The sequence below is a fragment of the Bradyrhizobium sp. genome (genome assembly GCF_019242285.1).
GTDB lineage: Bacteria > Pseudomonadota > Alphaproteobacteria > Rhizobiales > Xanthobacteraceae > Bradyrhizobium.
In genome coordinates this window covers 1-2,245 of record NZ_JAFAVV010000928.1, presented here as the reverse complement: position 1 = coordinate 2,245, position 2,245 = coordinate 1, and the positions used below count along the sequence as shown (strand labels likewise).

Genomic DNA, 2,245 nt, shown 5'->3' with positions numbered 1-2,245 from the left:
CGCGGTCGGCTTCTATCTCGGCATCGATACGCCGCCGATGCCGCCGCAAGCGCAGGCGGCGAGCGCCCGCGCGCCGATCGACCAGGCGGAATTCTTGAGCGCCGTCGGCACGTTTCTGGCAACGCTCACCGCCTTCGTCTCGGTCGGCGTGATCGTGTCGCGCGAAACGCCAGAGATCTTCTGGACCGTCGTCATCATGCTCGGCTGGATGGCCGGCGTGGTGATGCAGATCATCGCCGGCGGGATCGCGAGCATGCGCGCGGCGTGACGCGGGCGAGCTTTTTCGGATTCAACGTTTCAAACAGCCAACTGAACTGTCATTGCCCGGCTTGACCGGGCAATCCAGTACGCCGCGGCCTATCTGCTCAAGCACGACCGCCTCTGGAATACTGGATGCCCCGCTTGAAGCGGGGCATGAGTGCGTCCGTGAGGACGTTTTGACTGAACGGTGTAAGTCCGTTCTGGAGTTGGTCGCAACTCCATAATTGAAGGTAACTGCGTCGCCGCGAGGCGGGGTGGAGAGCAACCGGAGGTGAATCGGCAGTCCGTAGGATAACGAACCTGTTTCGGCGGGGAGCTGTGGCGAGCCTGCTCATACGTGGTGAAGCCTGGAACAGACCCTCGGCGCTGAGGCGACTAACAAAGCGACCGAGGGACAGCCAACGTGGTTGAGGTCGGAATGTCGGGAAGGCAAGGCGGAGTAAACGGACAGACCTGATGTTCGGGGTGAGAGCGTCAGGAGTGAGAGCCTTCATAGTACCGCAGCCGGTGTGCGGCGAGAGGGACGGGAAGCAAAACCGGCCCGAGGGAAGGGAGGCAGGAAGCTGGATGCGCGAGGTTTGGCATGAAGCAAGATAACCCCGACAGTGCCGTCAAGGCTAAGCAAGGGGGAGACGCCGCCGGCGGACAACCGCGAACTTGGTGGTGGGCGGAAGCTTCGATCTGGACGGAACGCATGGTGTCGGCGCTGGATAACGGCGTCAAAGGAGGCAAGTGGTTTAGTCTGGTGGATAAGGCCATCCGGCCTGCGACCCTGGAAGCTGCGTGGCGGAAAGTCGAGCGGAACAAGGGAGCGGCAGGCGTGGACGGCCAAGGCATCGAGCGGTTCGCGGCGGGTGCGGATCGATATCTGACGGAGCTTCAGGAGACTCTGAAGAACGGCAGCTATCGACCGAGCCCAGTCAGACGGGTGGATATTCCCAAAGACGGCGGGCAAACCCGGCCGCTCGGGATACCGACCATCAAGGACCGCATTGTGCAGACGGCTCTGAAGATGACCATCGAGCCGATCTTTGAAGTCCAGTTCCGGCCCGGAAGTTACGGCTTCCGGCCAGGACGAAGCTGCAAGGACGCGTTGCGGGAAGTCGATCGGCTGCTGAAGGAAGGCTTCACTCATGTGGTGGATGCCGACCTGAAGAGCTATTTCGATACGATCCCGCACGACAAGCTGATGGCACGGGTGGGTGAGACGATCAGCGACGGGCGCGTCCTGACGCTGATCGACGGCTTCCTCCGGCAAGAGATCATGTCGGACATGGCGCGCTGGCGTCCGACGACGGGAACGCCCCAAGGGGCGGTCCTTTCGCCATTGCTGGCCAACATCTATCTGCACCCGCTGGACCTGCTGATGGAGCAGAACGGGCGGCGGATGGTGCGCTACGCCGATGACTTCGTGATCGTCTGCCGAACGGAAGCCGAGGCAATAGCCGCCCTGCGCGAGGTCAATGCGTGGACCGCGGCCAATGGCCTGACGCTGCATCCGGACAAGACGCGGATCGTCGACAGCCGACAACCGGGGCAAGGATTCGATTTCCTCGGCTACCGGTTCGAGGCGGGGCGGCGGTTCGTGCGTAAGAAGAGCCTGGGCGCGATCAAGGACAAGATAAGGGCCAAGACGAAACGCAGCCGAGGCGCCAGCCTCACGCGGATCATCGCGGACCTTAATCCGACGCTGCGAGGATGGTTCGGCTATTTTAAGCACGCCGCGCCATTCCAACTCCGCAACCTTGATCGCTTCGTTCGTCGGCGGCTGCGTGCCGTCTTGCGCAAGCAGGACAAGCGGCCCGGCTTCGGACGAAGCAAAGCCGACCACCAGCGATGGCCTAACGCCTTCTTCGCGGATCAAGGTCTGTTCACCCTTACAACAGCCCTTGAACACGCGAGACAGTCCCGATGAGGAAACCAGCGACTGGAGAGCCGTATGCGGGAGAACCGCTCGTACGGTTCGGAGGGAGGGGAGGCCCAA

General features: G+C 62.4%; 1 protein-coding gene and 1 pseudogene. Both read left to right on the top strand.

Annotated elements, in window-relative coordinates:
• Positions 1-268, top strand: a pseudogene (locus JOY90_RS38000) (hypothetical protein); the annotation flags it as partial.
• A gap of 576 nt (positions 269-844) precedes the next feature.
• Entirely contained in the window at positions 845-2,176 is a 1,332-nt protein-coding gene (ltrA, locus tag JOY90_RS37995) for a group II intron reverse transcriptase/maturase (RefSeq protein WP_291696214.1), read from the top strand.
• Positions 2,177-2,245: the final 69 nt, after the last annotated feature.